Source organism: Candidatus Goldiibacteriota bacterium HGW-Goldbacteria-1 (assembly GCA_002839855.1).
GTDB lineage: Bacteria > Oederibacteriota > PGYV01 > PGYV01 > PGYV01 > PGYV01.
In genome coordinates this window covers 37,788-53,326 of sequence record PGYV01000012.1, presented here as the reverse complement: position 1 = coordinate 53,326, position 15,539 = coordinate 37,788, and the positions used below count along the sequence as shown (strand labels likewise).

Genomic DNA, 15,539 nt, shown 5'->3' with positions numbered 1-15,539 from the left:
AAATTTACGGCAGGTTTAATTGCCGGTAAGGCGCGCCGGTTAGAATTAACAGAACGCATTAATCATCAGGAGCATTTATGAAAAAAATACATTTCCTAACGGCTGTTATTTTTATGGTTATTCTTATGCACGGGTGTAAAACAACTGTATCGCCGGCTTTTCCTGAAGCTACAAACACTCCGGGCGCAACACAGACGCCTAATGCAACGCAGACAATTGAAGCGCTGGCCGGCTGGTTGAATGGAATCAGCGCGTCTAAGACGGCAATTGCGGTTTTATCCGCAACCGCAACACCCACAATAAGCGTTCAGTATATTAAAAAATGGGGCGGTTTTGGCGGCGAGGACTGGCAGCTTAGTGATCCTGCCGGTGTTGCGATAGACAGCATTAAAGGAAGGGTATATATTGCAAATAATGGCGTGATTAAGGTGTTTGACAGAGACGGAGTTTATGTCACAAAATTTGGAAGTTACGGCAGTTCTGACGGGCAGCTTATTTCCGTTGAAGATGTTGCGGCAGACAGCGCTACAGGCAGGGTATATGTCGTGGATACCGGGAATCACAGGATTCAGGTATTTGACAGTAATGGCGTGTTTATTACAAAGTGGGGAAGTTTAGGCGCCGCTGACGGACAGTTTAATAATCCGTGCGGTATAGCCGTTGACAGCGCCACAGGCATGGTATATGTAGCGGATACCGAGAATCAAAGGATTCAGGTATTTGACAGTAACGGCACGTTTATTACAAAATGGGGAGTTGCCGGCAGTGAAGACGGACAGTTTAACACCCCTTTGGATGTTGCAATAGACAGCGCCGCGGGAAGGGTATATGTCGCGGATTCCGGCAATGACAGAATTCAGGTATTTGACAGTAACGGCACGTTTATTACGAAATGGGGTGGATATGGAACCGCTGACGGGAAATTTCAATTTCAATATAGTGTTGCAGTGGACAGCGCCACGGGCAGGGTATATGCGGCGGATACGCATAATAACAGGATTCAGGTATTTGACAGTAATGGTGTATTCATTAAGAAATGGAATAATTCAGAAATTGCGGACGCGCCCCTGTATCTGCCGCATGCTATTGCAATTGACAGCGGTACAGGCAGTGTATATGTTTCGGTACCGCCGTATTATATAATAGCGATGTTTAAGGTTTATAATTAAGTGGATAATAGGGGACGGACCTTAAGTTGAGATTTGATACTGCCGAATGCGGGAAATAAATATTAATAACAGGGGAAAATTATGGGGAATGATGGTGCAAGGTCAAGGACGCTGACGTTTTTTCTGTGTTTGTTTTTGGGATATCTGGGAATAAATCGGCATTGGCGGGTTTCCGGACGGTGACGGCTATGCCTTATCCGCGTGGTCGCCTGCAGGCTGTGCGATAGCAATAGTATTGCTGGTATTGGGGGCAATAGGCGGCATAATTTCTATCTTTTTGGTTCTAATTTAGTTAAAGCGCAATGTACAAAATTTTTAAGTTGAAATTGACAGTAATTTAGGAGGTCATGTGCGTAAATATTCTTTTTACATTCTGTATTTCTTTATTCTTTTACTTGTTGTTATATCGTGTAAAAGATATAGTAACACATTTTCGCCAAGCCAACCTGAATCAACAGCCACGCCTGCGTTTACCGCCACAATTACATTAACGCCGACGCCTTCCTGGAAATTTGTCGCGGGGGTATTCGCCGGAGGTAAAGGTTTAGATTATACGATAAGTAATGGCACACATTATTTAGCGGCAGCCGATCCTGATTTATTTGATTATCCCAGTGTTTTTAAATTGACAGGTGATAAATTTGTAAAACAGCCACTAATTGATAATTCTGTTGGTTCCAGCGGGGTTCGTGATATTAATATGGTTGTTGATGGGAATAATGTGTATCTTTCATATTATGAATACAGTTTTTCTGCTGCAACTGTAAAGAAATTTGATGGAAATACATGGTCTTTTTTAGGAGACAGGGTGTTTGCTAAGACTGATATAGATTCAAGTTCGATGGATGTTTACCAGGGAGTTCCTTATCTTGCTTACAGGGATGACACAAATAACGGTAAACTGAGAGTTGTAAAGTTTAATGGTTCAAATTGGGAAGATGTTGGTTCTTCCGGGATCCCTGATAATCAAGTAAACAACGTTTCGCTGCAAGTTTCTAATGGCAAAATTTATGTATCTTTTTTGGAATATCTTACATCGGGCATATCTGTAGGCAAAGTAATCAAATATGAATCCGGGGTATGGCAGGAACTTGGTTCGGGCAGCATTTCTTCGGATTTAATCAGAATTTTGACTCTGTTCGTAGACGGTGATACTCCATATGTTGCGTATAAAGATGGCTATGGAAATTGTTATGATACAACCTGCGATGGGATTACGGTAAAAAAATTATTTGGCAGCACCTGGGCAATGGTAGGGGATGCGGAATTCTCTTTGGGAAGAGTCGACGGAATTTCTTTATATGTATATGACGGAGTGCCTTATGTTGCTTTTATTGATGCAAAGCTTCAAAGTAATGTTACGGCGATGAAGTTTGATGGTGCGTCTTGGGTATATATAGGTAAGCAGGCTTTTATGAACGATAGCAGCGGTCTTCCGAAAATATTTGTTTATGACGGTATTCCATATGTCGCTGCAACTTATAAGGGTGTATCAGGGTTAATGAAATTTTCAAATTAGAAGTAATAAAAGGGAACAGACGAGTAAAAAGTAATCCGACACCGTGCCTTGACTCATGACTTTGATAGAATAAACGGTAATAAAATATAGTGAAATGTGTAATTGTTGGGAAATATCATAAGCGGTTAGAATGCATTATTTACCTGGTTTTAAGCAAAGCGCCTTTAAAATAAGGAGATTTTTGGTATAATGTCTTCAGTCAAGGCACGGTGTTGGGTTTTCTTAGGAAACGTGACGGTGAAACGGTAAAGAAGGTACAAAACCGGATCAACAACTACCCGAATACAAGACAGCCAATGACATGATAATGCAAAATGTTGCAAGGAAAATGTGTGGGATCTTTGAAGTGGTGCAATAAAACTTGCAAGTTGCCCCGGCGCTAATGGCAATAATTTTTTAATAATTTAATTAAAAAAAGGCTGTATACTTAGCCCTTACTAATTATTTAGAAGTAATTATTTTGGGATATATAAATGGAGGGAATATGAAAAACGTAAAAATGACGGTGGTATGCGTTGTAGTAATTTTATCTTTAGTAGCTTTAAACGGTTGTAAAAAAGCTTCTCCAACCGCTCCGGTTGTAAGCACAAATACGCCTGCTGCGGTCATAGGTACCGCGACTTTAACTTCAACAATAACGCAGTCAGTTACGGGTACAGGTACCGCGACGGCAGTTTATTCCGCTACCGCCACAATGACCCATACAATAACCTGCAGCATGACGCAGTCTTCAACAGCAGAAAATACTTTCACGCTTACCGCAACGGTTACGCCTGTATTTTCTGCTACGCTGACAGTCACGCGGACATCTTCGGCTACACCTACAAAAACTGTCACGCAGACGAATACGGTGACAGTGACAGCCACGATAACGCTTACCGCAACAGCAACAATAGCCGCCTGGCAGTATGTAGGACCTGCGGGTTTTTCTGATGGAGGTGTAAATTATATTGCCTCATATGTATACAATGGAACGCCATATGTGGCATATCAGGATGAAGCAAACGCAAAGAAAATTCTGGTAAAAAAATATAATGGCGCAGCATGGGAGACAGTTGGAAGCTGGCTTACAAACGGGGAAGCTGACTCGATATCCGTTTTTGTGTATAACGGCATTCCATATGTTTCTTACGCGGATAACGATTACGGTTTCGGCGTGGTAGTGAAAAAATATAACAGTTCAGCGTGGGAACTGGTGGGCACAGGAGGTTTTTCTGCGGCTGATGTATATGACACATCATTGTTTGTTGACAGCGGAACGCCATACGTTGCATACAGGGATGTTGGAAACGGTTCCAAGGCTACGGTTATGAAATTTAACGGAAGCTCATGGGGTGCGGTAGGCAGCGCGGGCATATCAGCCGGAATAATAAATACTCCATCTTTATATGTGTATGGCGGGTCACCTTATGTGGCATATGATGATGTGGCAAACGGCGGAAGATCTGCTGTAATGCAGTACAGTACATCATGGGCAGCGGTGGGTAATGCCGGTTCTTCGGGTTTGCAGGCTTATTATCATTCACTTGATGTATCAACAGGTACACCATACCTGGCTTCAGTGGAAGACGGCATAGTAAAAGTTAAAAAATTTACAGCCGGAAGCTGGGCTCAGGTTGGATTGAATCTTACAACTGTAAGCGTAAATACAGGAGGGTCTTCCAATTCTGCTTACTCATCAATTTGTCTTTATGGCGGCATACCATATGTTGCATACAGCGATGCGGATAATGCAGGCAAGGTAACAGTAAAAAAATATAACGGAACCAGCTGGGTTCTTGTAGGCGCGGCAGGTTTTTCTCCCGGGTATGCGGGTTTTGTTTCCATTCACGCGGATACCGGGACAGGAACACTGTATGTTTCCTTTAAGGATTCAAACCTAAGTGCAAAAGCAATGGTTATGAAATTTACTGAATAATCAAAATATAATGTAAAAAAGCCGGGCTGGAAATTATAAGCCCGGCTTTTTGTGTTTTAAGCGTAATAAGTAAAAGGGGACGGACCTTGTGTTGAGAGTAATAAAAATGGTGCCGGAGCCTGATTCGTGACTTGATAATGGCAATAACAAACGGCAGGCATGGGGATACTTTCTGATTTCAAAGTCCGGCACTATTTCTTTTTTTTCTTTGTATTGCAGGTTTTTCCTTTTATCAAATTGTTGTATAACTGTCAAACATATGTTATACTTTTATTACAACAGGTAAATAACGAACCGAAGGAGGCCGAAGATGAAGTTCATAACAGTACGGGATCTGGCCGTGAAAAATAAAAAAACAAGGCAGATAATGAGCAGGGAAGACAGCGTTTTAACCCTGAACGGAAAACCTATAGCCTATATGCTGCCCATTAATGAGGATAATTTTGAGTTTGTGGTAAATGAGGCTATGAGAATCAAAGCTGCAGCAGCGTTTGGAAGAATGCAGAAAAAGGGTGCGCACGGGGGTATCGGGGAAAAAGAAGGGCTTAAGGAAATTCAAGAATACAGGGCGGATAAAAGAGGCGCCCGTAAAAAAATTAAATGATAAAGGCGGTAATTGATACTAATGTACTTGTATCCGCTCTGTTAAGCCCCGGAGGAAAACCTTCGCAGGTTATGCAGATGGTTTTTGACGGCAGGATATTTCCGGTTGTAAGCAAAGCGGTGCTTGAAGAGTATCAGGGTGTGCTGAGCAGGAAGAAGTTCGGGTTTTCGGCCGCAGATCTGAATGCATTTCTTTTTTTTATGGGAAAAGATGTTTTTGAATGCGTTGATTCGTCCGGGTTTCATGACAACGTGCCGGAAGATGACATTATTTTTATAGCGGCGGCTGTTTCGGGCGGCGCGGATTTTATAATAACAGGAAACATAAAACATTTCCCGGGAAAAAAATATGGGAATACCAGAGTGGTAACACCGGCAGAATTTCTGGAAGTAAGCTAAAGAAATAAAAAAGTAAACCGACACCGTGCCTTGACTCATGACTTTGATAGAATAAAGAGCAACCCAACACCGTGCCTTGACTCATGACTTTGATAGAACAAACGCCAATAAAATATAGCGGAATGCGGATTTGTTGGAAAATAATGATGTTTAAAATGTGTTTCAGAATACAGCCGTGTAAATAAAATAAGCGTTTAAAATTTATTATTTACGTGGTTTTAAAGAAAGTGCCTTAAAATTTGGCGGATTTTTGTATTATGTCTTTAGTCAAGGCACGGTGTTGGGATTTCTTTTTGCCAATAGGGCACGGCCCAATGGCTGATATATACTTTTATGGTCCATTACCGGCATTTGCCCGCTTGAAATATTACTTTAAATATGCTTTAATATAAAAAAGGAGGGCATATGCCGGATACCAGATTTATAACCACAAATCACATAATTGCCCTTGTTGCCGAGATTAATGAATTAAAAGGTAAAATAGAGGGTTCCAGAGTCAAGCTTGCGTATAAACCCGCGCTTCAAAAAGAAGCTTTTTTACGCAACGCCCTTGGCTCAACAGCTATAGAAGGTTTTGTACTTAGCCTTCCGGAAGTTAAAGCGCTGGCAGCGCAGAAAAATCCCGGACGGGAATTAAGCATTGCCGAAAGGGCGGTCTTAAATTATCTTGCAGCTATCAGGTTTGTTCAAAAAGCATCCAAAAAACCGCTCTCACAGAACACTATATTAAAACTTCATCAGATAACCACGGAAGGCACGTTAAAGGGCAGCGCGGCCGGAGAGTACCGTAAAATACAGAATTATGTAGTTGATGGTCTGGGTAACATAATATACAAACCGCCGGCCTCAGTTAAGGTGTTAAAGCTTATGCAGGATCTGGAGAAATGGATAAAAACAAAGGCAATAGATTATCCCGCAGAAATCGCATCGGGGCTTATTCATTATAAGTTTGTGGCTATACACCCGTTTGTTGACGGCAATGGAAGGGTAGGCAGGCTTCTTGGAATGTGGGAGCTGCTAAGGCGCAATTTTGACACGCTACATATTTTTTCCGTGGATGATATCATATACAGGCACAAAAGGAATTATTATCTTGCGCTTAAATCCGCATCCGGCGGAGACTTAACAGGCTGGCTTGAATTCTATCTGGAAGCGGTGGCGCAGGCTTTGACAGAAGCCTGGACGCGCGTTTTGGAAGCGGGTGTAGTTTCCATGGGCCGGGATATTACACTTACCCCAAAACAGGAAAAAACACTGAATCTGCTTAGAAACGCAGGCAGATTAAGCGTAAAGGAATTATCATCCGCACTTAAGATTACAGTACAGGGAACACATTTTATTTTAAAACCACTGCAGAAAGCGGGTATAATAGCAAGAACCGGCGGCAGAAAAACAGGAAAATACGAACTGGCGGAGTAGTATGTCATTATATCCGTTTCAAAGACAAGTAACCCGACATCGTGCCTTGACTAATGACTTTGACAGAATAAACTCCAATAAAATATAGCGGAATGTGGATTTTTTTGGTATTGTCAATTGGTTAAGTGGGTGACACCAATTTGATTGATTTAAAAAAAGATAGACTTAAAGGGGTGAAGATTAATGAAGATTAGGGTGATTTTTATTTGTTTGTCTGTTTTTCTATTTTCCTGGAATTTACATGCTTTTTCTGAGCAGTCGGAGGCAACTGCGACACCTACATGTATTCCGCTGAAACAAATAAGTGTTAAAAAAGCAATGAATTTTGAAATACAAATAGGCGAAGAACTGGAAACTTTTACCAACAGGGAAAACAATTATGTTTTTATAGGTAAATCAGATACTTTAAAAAACGGTAATTTTGATGTTCTTGTTGTTAAAACTGATGCCGGCGGTAAAATAATGTGGAAAAAGTATTTTGGGGAAGCTGAAGATGATTGGGGCATTGATATAATTGCCGCTGCAGACGGATACGTTTTTGCCGGAAGTTCAGGTGATAAACCATTTATGGCTAAAATAGACGAAATGGGCAAACTTTTGTGGTATAAAACCTTTAATGAAAAAATTAAGGAGGGGTATTTTACATCAATTACAGTAAACCCTGCCGGGGATATTGTTGCCACGGGCCAGATTGATGATGAGAATGATGATAACGAGAAGGTTTTTATTGTTAAAATGAATTCTGCGGGGGAAGAAGTAAAAAGAGAAAGTTTTATAGGTACACATACAAAATCTGCAAGAGGGTATAAAATTGCTTTTATTTCTGAAAATAAGTATTTGGTATCCGGTAATTTATGGAAAAATGGTTTGTTGTTTTCTATGGATGAGGATCTTAATCCTATTAATACAATCACAATGAATAATAAAGGGATTGATGAGGGGCTTCGTCTTGAAACGGTATACAGCGGCAACGCAGGTGATTCCATCCGCGATTGGGGATATGTCAGATGCGCGGAGCTGCATGATTTTGTGGATGTAAACGATAATATTTTTGCAATAGCAATATTAGATGGTGAAGATTTTGCACCTATGCAGAGATACCTTATGAAGTTTGAGAAGTTTACGCCAAAAAAGGGGTATTTATATTCTACTTTATGCAGGAATTTTGACATGCGGTCAATTTGTAAGACGGCCAACAGGGATATTTTTGTAAGCGGTGATACCTGTAAAACATCTGGTTTATTTTCATCCTGCGACAACGTTATTCTTAATGTTGACAGCGATTTAAATATAAATTGCGCATATTCCCTGAAGGTTGGCGATTACACAAGAGTAATTGATATGAAAACCTGCAGCGACGGCAGGCAGATAATTTTTGGAGAGTTTTATGAAAAAGAATTCCGCGAAAAAAACAAATACACTTCAAATGACGAAACGAAAAAGAAATATTATATTGTACAGACAGACAATGATTTTTCTATATTAAAATAACCCGACACCAAGAAAAAGCATAACAGCAGACGGATAAGAGTGGAGAGTTAATACTGCCGGATGCGGGAAATAAATATTAATAACAGGGGAAAATTATGGGAAATAATGGTGCAAGGTCAAGAACGCTGACGTTTTATTTGTGTTTGTTTTTGGGAATCGGCATTGGCGGGTTTCCGGACGGTGACGGCTATGCCTTATCCGCGTGGTCGCCTGCAGGCTGTGCGATAGCAATAATATTGCTGGTATTGGGGGCAATAGGCGGCGTTTTTTCTCTCTTTGTATTTTTGCTTTAGGCTCAATTCAAATTTGGGGTCAGACTCCAAAATTGAATTGCGATTCTAAGAAAAATTATTAAAAAAACGGCGGAGGTTTAAATGATGAAAAAATTTGTATTTGTATTTATTATGATTGCGGTAACATCCCTGTTGGCGGCGGCGGATGAATACCTGTTTGATGTCACGGTAGGCGGAAAAACATCTGACAGTATATGGATAATTGATAAACGCGGCGGGGATACATATTTATATAATAATATTGACGGCGTTACAACAACCGCTGTAAACACTCCTGACGGCGAAACTTTACGGTTTACAATAGATGACGATAAAAACAATATTCATATAAAAACAGAAAGAATGGGAAATGATATTTTTTCCATGGGAGTTTTCAAAGGAAACAGCATAAGCAAAACGGTTAAGTCTGAAGAGGGCAAACCTCTTTATCAGTATATATTTGTCCAGGGCGGCAGTTTTGCACTGTCAAAAGAGAAATCACAGGAATTCGCAATGGTAAGGCCTTTTGATTTTGAAGTTTTTAACATGAAGCTGGAGAAAAAAGGAAATGAAACAATTGATGTTCTTGGAAAACCGACGGAAACAGTAAAAGTGGAAATGAGAATGGCGGGATTTTTGTCTGTGTTTTGGAGCGCGGATTTTTGGTTTAGAACTTCAGACGGCGCCGGGGTGAAATACAGAGGGCCGCAGGGCCCGCCGGGAAGCCCGGAAGTGAACATAAAACTTATCAAAGAAACCCATAAGTAAGAAAAGATAATAGGGGACGGACCCTAAGTTGAGAGTTGAGAAACAAGTAAACGTGTTAGGCCTCACTTGGGTATAAGAGAATGGGGCGGAGATGACAGGTGACAGGGCAATTTCAACCGATAAAGGGATTTTATTGACAAAACTGCTTTTATATTGTATATTTCTAAAAACATGTAAAAAAGGCGGTTTTTGGAAATGAAGTATATTGACTTTAAAAACAGTTATCAGAATGTACCTGTGTTTAATATTTCCGCGCTGGAAGGCGCGGCTTTAAATCGGCCTTCGCTTAGGGATAATATCAATAAATGGACAAAAAAGGGTTATCTGTACAGGCTTAAGAATAACCTGTACACGCTTAATGACAATGACAGGAAAATCCCTTTAAGCAGGTTTTTCATCGCCAATTATATCTATACTCCTTCATACGTAAGCATGGAATACGCCATGTACCATTACGGAATGATTCCGGAGACTGTCCATGAAATGACATCCGTAACCGCTTCCAAAACCGCTGTTTTTGAAAATCATTTCGGCGTGTTTTCATATTCCAACCTTAAAAGCGCGCTTTTTTTCGGCGCTGTACCGCAAAAAGATGAAAATGGAATGAATGTACTTGTGGCGGCGCCGGAAAAGGCGTTTCTTGATTTTGTATATCTTAGATATTGCAGGCGTTCTAAAACAGAACCTATTGAAGGTTTTATTGAAAAAAACAGGGTGCAGAACCTTAAATTGCTTGATAAAAAAGTCCTAAACGCTTATATCGTCAAATTTCCGGCAAGATATGCAGAAACGCTGCGCCGGGCTTATGAAAAGGGGGAAAAATGAAAGAACTTATTTTTCAGGATATTGAAAAAAATCAGTCGGCAGAGCAGAAAACAAACATACTAAGGGAAAACCTGCAGGTTATTATTTTAAAGGAACTTTCAGACCGGGGTATGTTTAAGAATATTTCATTTGTGGGCGGAACCGCGCTGCGCATTGTACACGGTTTAAACCGTTTTTCGGAAGATCTGGATTTTTCGCTGACCCTGAAAAAGGGATTTGATTTTGACGCAATGTGCCAAGGGCTTTATAACAGCCTGAATAAAAGCGGCATTGAATATAATAAAAAAACCGGAGGGCAGGCGGTAAAGTTTTTGTTTTTAAAATTCCCTGGGCTTATCGCTCAGGCCGGCGCGGGCAGTATGAAGTCCCAGAATATAAGCGTTAAAATTGAAGTGGATATGAATCCGCCCGGCGGGTGGCGCAATGAGACCGTGCTGATAAATAAATTTTATATTTTTCAGCTTAACTGCCACGATTTGCCGTCGCTGTTCAGCGGCAAACTGCACGCCTGCCTGTTCCGAAAATATTCAAAGGCAAGGGATTATTACGACCTGTTGTGGTACCTTACAAAGAAGGTAACGCCTAATTATAAAATGCTTTCAAATGCCGCGCGCCAGACAGAGAATAAAGAAGCGGTTTATGACAGTGCAAATCTGCCTGCGGCGCTTTTAAAACGTCTTGAAAAGGTTGATTTTAAACAGGTTAAATCGGATGTTGAAAAATTTCTTATAAATAGAAATGAAGCGCAGATGCTTACGCTGCCGGTATTTAAACAGCTTATAAAGAATAAAAGCTGGAGCGGGGAATAATTAAGTAAACATGTCCTGCCGTGTTTATAAAGTAACCCGGCGCCGTGCCCTGACTAAGGGTTTTAGCGGAATATGCAAAGATGAAATACAGCATGTCGCGTGTTTGTTATTAAATTTTAAACGCCCTGTCCGGTGGTTTACCACGGACAGGGCGTTTTTAATTAAAAGATAGTGAATTTATTTCTTAATTTCAAAAAGTGAAAACAGCTCTTTTTCGTCTTCTGTATATGTCTTAATATCAGTTTTATCAAACGCGGTGCGGTAAAAAAGATAGATAAGCCTGTCTTTTTTCGTGGTAAAGAACACGTTCCATTTTGTCCCGGTGCTTTCATCCGCGTTTGGAACAACAGCTTTAGACCATTTTGTGCCGTTTACCATAACAGGCAATATTTTAATTTTTTCATCAAGGTTCCATTTTGCCGGAATTGAATTGCTTTCATTTCCGTTATTTATCCTTGCTTCCAGGGCGTGTATCAGCTTTAAAGGGGAATTGATTACCCCGGAATCTCCCATAAGCGTTTTTTCAACTTCGGTCAGTTCAATTGACCTTATCATTGCCGCGTATATTCCTTGTTTGCCTGTTTCGTTATGCCTGATTACAGTGTAACTGTAATGGCCCGGAGGCAGCTTGATAAAATACCAGTTTTCGTTCATTTGCAAATTGATATCCTCTGATAAAACCGCGGTGTTGCCGTAAATGGCTTTTAGAATTTTGTTAAAACCGATTGATTTTGTGACAAATACTGCCGCAATTATTCCGGCGGCTGTTAAAAAAATTATTAACGCGGCTGTAATCGCGCAGCCCGCGCCGGAGTCTATTGCTTTTATTTTATCAGGCGATATTTCATCGGCTTTGGACGCGCGTATTTTTGCGTAAGTGATGTATTGTATTGACTGGACTATGGTGCTTAACAGATTGAAAATGATCATTAAAGGAAAGAATAAAAAAGCGTTTACAGGCGCTAACCTGTAAATAAAAGGCGTGAAAACTGACACAAGGACAAAAAGCAGCATGGTCAGGAAGATTATTCCGGCGTTTCCTTTTGACAGATGCGAACTAAGTTTTAATGGCCCTATTTCTTTATCTTCCACGATAACCGCAATGACGGCAAACCAGTATTTAAAAGCTATTATTATACCGGGAATTATTAACAGAAAAGAACCCGCCATGATTGCCGCGGTTATAAGTAATCCTACCAATAACAGCTTTCCGCTTACTTTAACGCCGGCCATAAAAGCCTCTGAAAAACTTATTTTAACGCCGTTATAAGATTTATGAAATAACGTGTATAGCGCGCCGTTGTTTACCAGCATAAGAAACGCGTTTATAAGCATCGCGGGAATAATAAAAGAACTGCTTGCTTTTCCCGCGGCAGCAAGGTAGTGAGTGACTGCATAGGGTATAAGCGAAATAAGGTCAATAATTATAATTAAAGCCAGATTGTTAAAGTATAGCTGCGCCCCTTCCTTGACACTTTCTGTAAAAGAAACCTTTTTTGTCTTTTCCATTAAAACCCTCCCAGGTATAGTTTAGTAAACTGCAAACAATTTATTTTGCGGTAAAATTGATAAAGTGTCAATTGCAAAATAGTTTAAATGGGAATATAATAAATTGTTTTAAAATATCAGGAGGGTGTATGAAAAAATATATATTACTTTTGGGGTTTTTATTGCCGGCTTTAAATCTTTTTGCGGTTGACGGGGTTCTGCTGATCCATAAAAACTTTAATCTGGAAGACCACTGGTATAAAACCGTTTATGAGAATGCTCCTAATATCGCGACAACGGGAAAAGTCTATCAGGATGAATTTTTCTTTATAAATGTTGTTTTTGGGAATTATAAAGCTGATAAAAACGGGCATATGAATGTTGTTTATGATATTAAAGTTACAAATCCTGAAAATGAAATATATTTTCAGCAGAAAGATATACCCGCAATTGAAACGGATGGGCTTAATCCTAAAGGAGTTTATATTGCCCGCGGAAACATAAAGATTAACCTTGAAAAAGACAAACCGCTTGGGAAGTATAAAGTTGAGGCTGTGCTTAAAGATAAAATTGAAGGAAGCGAGAAAAAACTGGAAGGCGATTTTCAGCTTGCGGAGTTTGAAGGGGAAGAGCCGGTTAAAAATGACGATGAACTTGGCGAATGGATGATGAATTATTATAAAAAGCCGGAACCCGGAAAGGTGTTAGCCAATTATTTGTATTATGGCAAAAGTGCATTATCAGAAAGCGACAGTTCTTTTGTGCCAATGTTTGCTTTTGTCCTTAATGTTTTTAATAATAATATGTTTTTAGTGCCAATAGCGCTTGAAGAGTATAAGAAAGTTGATTTAAAGGCAAAACTTTACCTGCTGTGGCTTTTTAGGTATTCGGATTATGATTTTAAAGATTTTTTTGCCGGCCTTAAGGGCGATGAAAAAACCGCTTACGAAAAGATAAAAGACGTCGAGTACGTAAAAAATCCATATAAAAGTATTGAAGACGGCGGGCAGCTTGACGCATTGTGGGGGGAGTTTTTTGCCACCGGCAGTTATAAACCGGTTAAGCGGCTTGTTGAAGTCCTTGAATACGGCAAATATAATGACAGGGTGGATAATTATAAAAATATCACCAGCCCCACCAAGAAAGATAAAGAAGAACTTTTAAAAGGTGCTATCTTTGGCGCCGCGGTAAAATCACTGTTAAGCAACTGCAGCCGGCATGATTTGGTTTTTGATTACTGTTACTTTGCCTATGAAAATGAAAAAGATCTGGATGCCGGCGCCCGTTCATGGCTTGCTTCTTTGTTAAAAAACGTATTGAAGCAGAAAGACAAGGAAAAATAGCAAAAAGGGATTATTATCGTTATTTACACGTTGAGGAGGGTTTATGAAAAGGACTTTATTTATTATGTTAATTCTGACTTTATTCTGCGCTTTTGCTTTCGGTGATTCCGAACAATACAGCAAAGGCTGCTCGCTTATCGGCGAAGCGGAATTTGACAGCGCGGATGCCCTTGCGGATTCTATGATAAAATCCGGTAAGAATGTCCACGAGGGCTACACGCTTAAATCAAGCATATATCTGTCCCGGTATCTTGTTAATAAAGGTGATGTGGCAATTTTCCGCAATTTTGATGAATCTATATTCTCCCGTGCTGCCGCATATACGGGAGGCCTTCCTTATACTGTAGATAAAGAAACAGCTGCCGTGTCAGAGGGGTATTTGATAAAGGCGATAAAGGCAAAACCGGACTGGCTGACATCTTATTACACGCTTTGCCATATGTACTCGGTTTCATATAATACAGACAAACTTATAGGGATGATAAAGCGCATGAAGGCACAGTTTCCGGACAACCGCGATATGATAGCGAATTTTGGGGATTACGCCGTAAACCTGTATAAAAGGGCGGATTTTAATTCTGCTGTAAAGGTCTATAAAACATTGATAGAAATTTACCCGAAAGAATCACTGTTTTCAAACGACCTTGCGGTGTTGTATGTCCGTGAAGGCGATTACGAAAAGGCGGTGAAGTACGCTGATAAGTGTATGGAAATCGGGAATGTTGACAGCATTACGGCAATGACTGTTACTTCTATTTATTTTTCGGTTGAACAATATGCCAAAGCACTGAAAGCGGCGGAGATTTATTCCAAACTTGAAGGCAATGATTATCATCTTGCATACAAGGGGATGTATCAGCGGCTCTATAAAAAGCCTTCCTGGGCAAACACCCTGAAGCAATTCAAAAAAGGCGAAGATAATGATGTTGAATTCATTAATTTATTTATCGGGCAGGGCGATAAAGCCGATCTGAAAACCCTGAAAATAAGTAATATTGACAGCAACCTTCGTATGTTTGCTCTTGAAATAATGGGTAAAGAGAATCCGAAATCGCTTATCATTAATATTAATCTGGCGTATGACCTTTTAAAATACAGCCTTTATTCCAGGTCGAAAAAAGTAATGGACAGAATATATGCCAATGTTACCCTTTCAAAAGATGAAAAAAGGGAAGTGGATTATTACTACGCGTGGGCCCTGCAAAATCTTGCGGATAAGTCCGCGGCGGATAAATACTGGTCCGGCCTTTGTGAAGATGACGATGCCTACATTCATGATGCCGCGTATTACTTTCTGGGTATAAACTCCGCGAAGGCAGATACTGACAAGGCCCTGAAATATTTTAAAGTGATTAATAAAAGCGGTTCAAATACAAAATACGCGCAGATGGCTGATGATATGGTGAATAATATAAACGATGCTGATTTCAAAATGCCACGGATGATGGATATAAGCAATTCGCTTGAAATGCATCCGTCGGATAAGTGAACGGGGGCAGGCCTTGCTGATAACTTT

At 40.2% G+C, this 15,539-nt stretch carries 14 protein-coding genes; 13 read left to right on the top strand and 1 reads right to left on the bottom strand.

What is annotated here, in order from left to right:
• The first annotated feature begins 77 nt into the window (after nucleotides 1-77).
• The 11 genes from CVV21_11395 to CVV21_11345 all read left to right on the top strand — a co-directional run bounded on the left by CVV21_11395 (nucleotide 78) and on the right by CVV21_11345 (nucleotide 11,192).
• On the top strand, nucleotides 78-1,169 hold the full coding sequence (locus CVV21_11395) for a 6-bladed beta-propeller (protein ID PKL90750.1): 1,092 nt from the start codon (nucleotides 78-80) through the stop codon (nucleotides 1,167-1,169).
• Nucleotides 1,170-1,518: 349 nt separating this feature from the next.
• Nucleotides 1,519-2,688, top strand: coding sequence for a hypothetical protein (locus CVV21_11390; GenBank protein ID PKL90749.1), 1,170 nt, complete (start codon nucleotides 1,519-1,521; stop codon nucleotides 2,686-2,688).
• A 484-nt stretch (nucleotides 2,689-3,172) separates the two neighbouring features.
• A complete protein-coding gene (locus CVV21_11385) occupies nucleotides 3,173-4,606 on the top strand; it encodes a hypothetical protein (GenBank protein ID PKL90748.1) in 1,434 nt (477 codons plus the stop codon).
• Nucleotides 4,607-4,916: 310 nt separating this feature from the next.
• Nucleotides 4,917-5,210: a hypothetical protein gene (locus CVV21_11380; protein ID PKL90747.1), complete on the top strand. Its 294-nt coding sequence runs from the start codon at nucleotides 4,917-4,919 to the stop codon at nucleotides 5,208-5,210.
• Complete coding sequence (locus tag CVV21_11375) at nucleotides 5,207-5,608, top strand: putative toxin-antitoxin system toxin component, PIN family (protein PKL90746.1); 402 nt, start codon at nucleotides 5,207-5,209, stop codon at nucleotides 5,606-5,608. The genes CVV21_11380 and CVV21_11375 overlap by 4 nt, the downstream gene beginning before the upstream one ends.
• 405 nt (nucleotides 5,609-6,013) lie before the next feature.
• Nucleotides 6,014-7,027 carry a hypothetical protein gene (locus tag CVV21_11370; GenBank protein PKL90745.1) on the top strand — a complete coding sequence of 338 codons (1,014 nt, stop codon included), beginning with the start codon at nucleotides 6,014-6,016 and terminating at the stop codon, nucleotides 7,025-7,027.
• 183 nt (nucleotides 7,028-7,210) lie between these two features.
• Nucleotides 7,211-8,518, top strand: coding sequence for a hypothetical protein (locus CVV21_11365; protein ID PKL90744.1), 1,308 nt, complete (start codon nucleotides 7,211-7,213; stop codon nucleotides 8,516-8,518).
• 95 nt (nucleotides 8,519-8,613) lie between these two features.
• Nucleotides 8,614-8,811: a hypothetical protein gene (locus CVV21_11360; GenBank protein PKL90743.1), complete on the top strand. Its 198-nt coding sequence runs from the start codon at nucleotides 8,614-8,616 to the stop codon at nucleotides 8,809-8,811.
• 81 nt (nucleotides 8,812-8,892) lie between these two features.
• Entirely contained in the window at nucleotides 8,893-9,558 is a 666-nt protein-coding gene (locus CVV21_11355) for a hypothetical protein (GenBank protein PKL90742.1), read from the top strand.
• Nucleotides 9,559-9,753: 195 nt separating this feature from the next.
• Complete coding sequence (locus tag CVV21_11350) at nucleotides 9,754-10,383, top strand: hypothetical protein (protein ID PKL90741.1); 630 nt, start codon at nucleotides 9,754-9,756, stop codon at nucleotides 10,381-10,383.
• The gene (locus CVV21_11345; protein PKL90740.1) at nucleotides 10,380-11,192 is read left to right on the top strand and encodes a hypothetical protein; all 813 of its coding nucleotides are present in this window, start codon (nucleotides 10,380-10,382) and stop codon (nucleotides 11,190-11,192) included. The genes CVV21_11350 and CVV21_11345 overlap by 4 nt, the downstream gene beginning before the upstream one ends.
• 177 nt (nucleotides 11,193-11,369) lie before the next feature.
• On the opposite strand, the gene CVV21_11340 is transcribed toward CVV21_11345, so the two are convergent.
• Nucleotides 11,370-12,701, bottom strand: coding sequence for a hypothetical protein (locus tag CVV21_11340; GenBank protein PKL90739.1), 1,332 nt, complete (start codon nucleotides 12,699-12,701; stop codon nucleotides 11,370-11,372).
• A 128-nt stretch (nucleotides 12,702-12,829) separates the two neighbouring features.
• Between CVV21_11340 and CVV21_11335 the strand changes: the two genes are divergently transcribed.
• Complete coding sequence (locus tag CVV21_11335) at nucleotides 12,830-14,023, top strand: hypothetical protein (protein ID PKL90738.1); 1,194 nt, start codon at nucleotides 12,830-12,832, stop codon at nucleotides 14,021-14,023.
• A 43-nt stretch (nucleotides 14,024-14,066) separates the two neighbouring features.
• Complete coding sequence (locus tag CVV21_11330; protein PKL90737.1) at nucleotides 14,067-15,512, top strand: hypothetical protein; 1,446 nt, start codon at nucleotides 14,067-14,069, stop codon at nucleotides 15,510-15,512.
• Nucleotides 15,513-15,539: the final 27 nt, after the last annotated feature.

Excerpts from the sequence above, each read along its gene's own strand:
- CVV21_11395 (PKL90750.1), top strand. The coding sequence starts at position 78 with ATGAAAAAAATACATTTCCTAACGGCTGTTATTTTTATGGTTATTCTT.
- CVV21_11385 (PKL90748.1), top strand. The coding sequence starts at position 3,173 with ATGAAAAACGTAAAAATGACGGTGGTATGCGTTGTAGTAATTTTATCT.
- CVV21_11380 (PKL90747.1), top strand. The coding sequence starts at position 4,917 with ATGAAGTTCATAACAGTACGGGATCTGGCCGTGAAAAATAAAAAAACA.
- CVV21_11375 (PKL90746.1), top strand. The coding sequence starts at position 5,207 with ATGATAAAGGCGGTAATTGATACTAATGTACTTGTATCCGCTCTGTTA.
- CVV21_11370 (PKL90745.1), top strand. The coding sequence starts at position 6,014 with ATGCCGGATACCAGATTTATAACCACAAATCACATAATTGCCCTTGTT.
- CVV21_11365 (PKL90744.1), top strand. The coding sequence starts at position 7,211 with ATGAAGATTAGGGTGATTTTTATTTGTTTGTCTGTTTTTCTATTTTCC.
- CVV21_11360 (PKL90743.1), top strand. The coding sequence starts at position 8,614 with ATGGGAAATAATGGTGCAAGGTCAAGAACGCTGACGTTTTATTTGTGT.
- CVV21_11355 (PKL90742.1), top strand. The coding sequence starts at position 8,893 with ATGATGAAAAAATTTGTATTTGTATTTATTATGATTGCGGTAACATCC.
- CVV21_11350 (PKL90741.1), top strand. The coding sequence starts at position 9,754 with ATGAAGTATATTGACTTTAAAAACAGTTATCAGAATGTACCTGTGTTT.
- CVV21_11345 (PKL90740.1), top strand. The coding sequence starts at position 10,380 with ATGAAAGAACTTATTTTTCAGGATATTGAAAAAAATCAGTCGGCAGAG.
- CVV21_11340 (PKL90739.1), bottom strand. The coding sequence starts at position 12,701 with ATGGAAAAGACAAAAAAGGTTTCTTTTACAGAAAGTGTCAAGGAAGGG.
- CVV21_11335 (PKL90738.1), top strand. The coding sequence starts at position 12,830 with ATGAAAAAATATATATTACTTTTGGGGTTTTTATTGCCGGCTTTAAAT.
- CVV21_11330 (PKL90737.1), top strand. The coding sequence starts at position 14,067 with ATGAAAAGGACTTTATTTATTATGTTAATTCTGACTTTATTCTGCGCT.